The sequence below is a fragment of the Mesorhizobium sp. M8A.F.Ca.ET.021.01.1.1 genome (genome assembly GCF_003998025.1).
Lineage (GTDB): Bacteria > Pseudomonadota > Alphaproteobacteria > Rhizobiales > Rhizobiaceae > Mesorhizobium.
Genome location: NZ_RZSJ01000421.1, coordinates 1 through 5,599 on the forward strand (window position 1 = coordinate 1; position 5,599 = coordinate 5,599).

The 5,599-nt window shown below is 63.1% G+C and carries 5 protein-coding genes; 4 read left to right on the forward strand and 1 reads right to left on the reverse strand.

Annotated elements, in window-relative coordinates:
- Together EOA36_RS25765 and EOA36_RS25770 are read left to right on the forward strand one after the other, a co-directional pair.
- Window positions 1–762: phosphoenolpyruvate hydrolase family protein (locus EOA36_RS25765; RefSeq protein WP_145969308.1), on the forward strand; the 762-nt coding region annotated here is incomplete at its 5' end.
- A 6-nt stretch (window positions 763–768) separates the two neighbouring features.
- Window positions 769–1,185 (forward strand): cupin domain-containing protein, encoded by a 417-nt coding sequence (locus EOA36_RS25770; RefSeq protein WP_127279966.1) that lies wholly within the window; start codon window positions 769–771, stop codon window positions 1,183–1,185.
- A gap of 177 nt (window positions 1,186–1,362) precedes the next feature.
- Here EOA36_RS25770 and EOA36_RS25780 read toward each other — a convergent pair whose 3' ends face one another.
- Window positions 1,363–2,553, reverse strand: coding sequence for a Xaa-Pro peptidase family protein (locus EOA36_RS25780; RefSeq protein ID WP_127279967.1), 1,191 nt, complete (start codon window positions 2,551–2,553; stop codon window positions 1,363–1,365).
- Window positions 2,554–2,922: 369 nt separating this feature from the next.
- On the opposite strand from EOA36_RS25780, the gene EOA36_RS25785 reads away from it, so the two are divergent.
- Together EOA36_RS25785 and EOA36_RS25795 are read left to right on the forward strand one after the other, a co-directional pair.
- A complete protein-coding gene (locus EOA36_RS25785; RefSeq protein WP_127279968.1) occupies window positions 2,923–4,533 on the forward strand; it encodes an ABC transporter substrate-binding protein in 1,611 nt (536 codons plus the stop codon).
- A 298-nt stretch (window positions 4,534–4,831) separates the two neighbouring features.
- Window positions 4,832–5,599 (forward strand): ABC transporter permease (locus EOA36_RS25795; RefSeq protein ID WP_145969309.1); only part of this gene is annotated, 768 nt, incomplete at its 3' end.

The window sequence follows — 5,599 nt, forward strand, 5'->3', positions numbered from 1 at the left end:
GCCGAGGAAGCCGGCGGCATCGACCTGATCATCATCTACAATTCCGGCCGCTACCGCATGGCGGGTCGCGGCTCGGCCGCCGGCCTGCTCGCCTATGGCAACGCCAACGAGATCGTCAAGGAAATGGCCTACGAGGTCTTGCCGGTGGTCAAGAAAACCCCGGTGCTGGCCGGCGTCAACGGCACCGATCCCTTCGTCATCATGCCGCTGCTTTTGGCGGAACTGAAGACGATGGGCTTTTCCGGCGTGCAGAATTTTCCGACCATCGGCCTGTTCGACGGCAGCACGCGGCAGAGTTTCGAGGAAACCGGCATGGGCTTCGGCCTCGAGGTCGAGATGATCGCCGAGGCGCACAAGCTCGACCTCTTGACCACGCCTTATGTCTTCAACCCCGAAGAAGCGCGTGCCATGACCAAGGCCGGAGCCGACATCGTCGTCGCCCATATGGGGGTGACGACGGGCGGCTCGATCGGCGCCACCTCGGCCAGGTCGCTCGACGACTGCGTCGTTGCCATCGACGCCATTGCCGAGGCAGCGCGCTCGGTGCGCAAGGATGTCATCCTGCTTTGCCATGGCGGCCCGATCTCGATGCCGGACGATGCGCGCTACATCCTCTCCCATGCCAAGGGCCTGCACGGCTTCTATGGCGCGAGCTCGATGGAACGGCTGCCGGCGGAAGCCGCGATCGCCAGGCAGACGGCGGATTTCAAGGCCGTCACACTGGGCGACGACAGAGCGCCCGCGAAGAAAAAGAAGGGATGATGAGAGATGACCGACAAGAGCAAGGTGTTTGTCTATCCGAAGGACGTCAGCGCCTTCGGCTTCGACTGGGGGAAATTGTCCCTGACCGTTGCGCCCGAAGTGAATGGCGCGACCCGCTTTTCCGGCGGCGTCGTCGACCTGCCCTCGGGCAAGGGCCATACCCGCCACAACCATCCGGGCGCCGAGGAAATCATCTTCGTCATTTCGGGCCACGGCGAACAGATGGTCGAGGACGAGAAGGGCAATCCGGTGGTCGAAAAGGTTGGCCCCGGCTGCACAATCTATGTGCCGGAAAGCCGGTTCCACTCGACGCTCAACACTGGTGACGGGCCGATGCAGCTGTTTGTGGTCTATTCGCCGGCCGGGCCGGAGCTGGTGCTAAGGGAGCTGCCGGATTTCAGGCTGGTGCCGGCGGGGGAGTGAACCCTTCGAGGGTCGCGCCGCCCCTCATTGTCCTGCCGGATATTTCTCCCCGTATAGTGACGGGGAGAAATATGCTGTCATCGCCGCTTTCGCCAATCGCCGAAGCTGCCTTCTTCTCCCCGTTCTACGGGGAGAAGGTGCCGGCAGGCGGATGAGGGGCAGCGCCAGCCTTGGGCATCATGAAATCCCACTCCTATTCCAACCCCGCCCGCGATCGCCAAACATCACATATCCCGCCTCAGTCACCGCCAGCGTATCCTCCAGCTTGATGAAGCCGCGCGTCGGGTGAAGCATGGTGGTCTCCACCGACAGCACCATGTTTTTCTCAAGCGGTTTGGCCGCATAGGTGCCTTCATAGGTCACCGGATGGTTGGTCATCAGGAACGGCGCCTCATGGGTGATCAGGCCCATGCCGTGGGCGAAGAAATCCGTATAGGGCGCGACCGTGGATTTCTTCAGCACGCCCTCGGCGTAAGCAATCATGTCGCCGCCAAGCACACCTGCCCTGACCTTCGAAAACGCCGCCTGCTGCACCGTCTCGACCTCGGCCAGCAGATCCTCCAACTCGGCATCGGGTTCGCCCAGAATGCCCATCCGGCAGAGGTCGCCGATATAGCCGTGATAATTGCCGCCGGAATCGATCGACAGCACCTCGCCCTTCTTCCATGCCTGTGGCGAGGCGGCGCGGTTGTGGCTGGAGCCAAGCGTCAGCAGGCAATATTCGAAATGCGCGCCGCGACTGGTCTCCTCGCGCCGTAGCTGCTCGATCATCTCGGCCTTGGTCGTGCCTTCATGCGCCCAGGCAATGGTCGCCAGCATGGAATCCGTGATCAACTCGGAGGCGGTGCGCAGCTTTTCGAGCTCGGCATCGGTCTTGATGGCACGCATGCGCTCCAGCATCTCGGTCGCGTCGATCAATTTCGCGTCGGGCAAGGCCTTGCGGATCAGCGCATAGGCATCCGACGGCAGGAAGCCGGGTTCGATACCGATGCGAGCGCCCTCCTTGCCGATCTTCCTGACATGCTCGACGGCAAGGTTCGCGGCGTCGAGCGTGCCCCAGCAGGCGGCATGCAGCGTCGGCGTCCAGAACGGATGGTTCTGGTGCTCGCCGCCCTCCATGCGGTTGCCGATATAGGCCGCATGGTCCGGTCCGCCCTTTTCGTAGACGACGATCGGCAGGTAACGGCTGTGGCCGATCGCATCCATGGCGGCAAAGAAGATGAACTTGTAGCCGCCCAGCAGGTACTGCGTGTTGTGCTTGGAGGTCGCGAGCAGCACGTCGATGCCGGCCTCCTCCATCAGCCGGTCGACCCGTGCCTGGTCGAACGGGATATTGCTGACGGCACCCTTGCCCGGCGCAATGTTCATCACTCTCTCCCTGAATTGCCGGGATCGTCGCTGTTTCGCAGCGATCCGCTGGCTCGCGATCAAATCTGCACTATTTTGCTCACTCTGGTCCAGCCAGAAACGTTATGAATGCCCGTCCATGCGGCATCAAGCCGGTATTCGGTCCAGCTACCCGAATATCTGGTCCTACCAGACAAAGGAATTGAATGAACTTATGCCAAACTGGTCCAGCGGACGTAAATTTCAAAGCCAAGCAAGGATGCGCCAATTCCGTCTCTGGCGAAACCCTTCGCAAGGCTCATAATCCCCGCCGCAAGGATGCCGATGCACGCCGGCGTTCTAGGGGTGTCGCGCCCGGGTCGGGTCGCGCGGAGAGGACGGAGTTCGATCATGTCAGGTTTCACCATTTCCAGACGCACCATGCTTACCGGCTCGGCGATGCTGCTGGCCTCCACGGCCATGCCGGTGCTGGGTTGGGCACAGACGCCGAAGAAGGGTGGCCGGCTCGTGCTTGCCGCCGACTCCGAGCCGCGCAATCTCAACCCGGCGATCGTCGCCTCGAACGGCGTTTTCTTCATCTCCAGCAAGATCGTCGAGACGCTGGCGGAAGCCTCCTTCGACGGCAAGGACGGGCTTGCGCCACGGCTGGCGGTGAGCTGGGAAGGGGCCGCCGACGGACTGTCGGCGACGTTCAAGCTGCGCGAAGGAGTCAAATGGCATGACGGCAAGCCATTCACTTCGGCCGACGTCGCCTTCTCGGCGCTGCAGATCTGGAAGCCGCTGCAGAATCTCGGCCGCACCGTGTTCAAGGACCTCAGCGCGGTCGACACACCAGACGATCTGACCGCCGTGTTCAAATTCGCCAAGCCGACGCCGTTCCAGCTGATCCGCAACGCCCTGCCGGCGCTGTCGAGCGTGGTGCCGAAGCACGTCTACGAGGTCGGCAAGATCGAGGACAACCCGGCCAACAACGCGCCGATCGGTACCGGTCCGTTCAAGTTCGGCGAGTACAAGGCCGGCCAGTATTACCGGCTGACGAAGAACACGGACTATTGGGGCAAGGACGAGCCCTATCTCGACGAGATCATCTATCAGGTCCTGCCCGACCGCACCTCCGCCGCTGCGGCGCTGGAAGCGCAAGAAATCCAGCTCGCGGCTTTCTCGGCCGTGCCGTTGGCCGACCTCGACCGCATCTCCAAGGTTCCCGGCCTGAAGGTCATCACCAAGGGCTATGAGGGGCTGACCTACCAGCTCGTCGTCGAGATCAACCATCGCCGCAAGGAACTGGCCGACGTGAAGGTGCGCCAGGCGATCGCGCACGCCATCGACAAGGATTTCGTCGTCAAGACGGTGTTCCTCGGCTATGCCGCCACCGCCACCGGCCCGGTGCCGAAGAACGATCCGCAATTCTACACCGCCGACGTGCCGACCTATGCCTTCGACGTCGCCAAGGCCAACGCCCTGCTCGACGAGGCAGGCTACAAGAAAGGCGCCGACAGCAACCGCTTTTCGCTGAAACTTCTGCCGGCGCCCTATTTCAACGAGACCAAACAGTTCGGCGACTATCTGCGCCAAGCGCTCGCGGCAATCGGCATCGACGCGCAGCTGGTCAACAACGACTCGGCCGCGCACATCAAGGCAGTCTACGCCGACCACGCCTTCGACCTCGCGGTCGGCCCGCCGGTCTTCCGCGGCGACCCGGCGATCTCGACTACCATCCTGGTACAGAGCGGCATTCCGGATGGCGTGCCGTTCTCCAACCAGGGCGGCTACAAAAACCCTGCGCTCGACGCGCTGATCACCAAGGCATCGGAAACGCTCGACACCACGGCGCGTACCGACCTCTACAAGGAATTCCAGAGGCAAGTCACGGCCGACCTGCCGCTGATCAACGTCGCCGAATGGAGTTTTATCAGCGTCGCTAGTGACAAGGTGGGCAACATCGCCAACAACCCGCGCTGGGCGGTGTCGAACTGGGCGGACACCTATTTGGCGGGCTGATCCCGCACTTGCGGATCGAAGTTTGGGGTGCTCAGATTCGGAGAATGAGAGTTCCTTCGCGCCCCCCTCTGTCCTGCCGGACATCTCCCCCACAAGGGGGGAGATTGGCGGTTTCCGCGCCTCGTACTCCCCTGCAACCTTGGAGATTGGCGAAAGCTGCGATGACTGCTGATCTCCCCCCTCGTGGGGGGTCCGAAGGACGGGCCGAGACCCGTGGCTCGGGCCAGGGCGTCCGGCAGGACAGAGGGGGGCGCCGTGGAGCACGGCCTCAGAAGTTTACAAGCGGCGTCCCATCATTATGACTCGCGCCCTCGTCCTCCTGCGTCGTCGCCTCATCGGCAGCATCTTCGTTCTGCTTATCGTCGTCATCGGCACCTTCCTTCTCCTTGAAGCCGCGCCCGGCGACGCAGTCGACGCCTATATCGTCTCGACCGGCGGCGACGCCGGCATGATCGAGCTCTTGCGCCATCGCTGGGGCCTTGACCAGTCGGAGTTGACCCGGCTCGCCAACTATCTCTGGGCATTGCTGCATCTCGACCTCGGCCAGTCCGTCACTTTCTCCCGGCCGATCCGCGATGTCATCTTGGAACGCCTGCCGACCACGCTCATCCTGATGGTCAGCGCCACCGCGCTCTCCTTCGGCCTCGGCTCGGCGCTCGGCATCTATGCCGGCGCAAGGCCCGGCAGCTTCCGCGACCGTTTTCTCTCCGTCGCCTCGCTGGCGCTCTACGCGGTGCCTGGCTTATGGCTCGGCCTGGTGCTGATCGTGATCTTCGCCGTCGACCTGCGCTGGCTGCCGATCGGCGGCATCGAAACCCTGGCATCGGACAGGACCGGTCTCGACCGCGCCGCCGACATCGCCATCCATCTGGTGCTGCCGGTTTCCGCGCTCGGCTTCATCTACCTGGCGCTCTATCTGCGCATGATGCGCTCCGGCATGGCAGAGGCCTGGCGTCAGGATTTCGTGCTGGCCGCCCGCGCCAGGGGGCTTTCGCGCCGCCGCATCGTGCTCGCCCATGTCGCCCGCAACGCACTTTTGCCGCTGGTCACCATGCTTGGCCTGCAA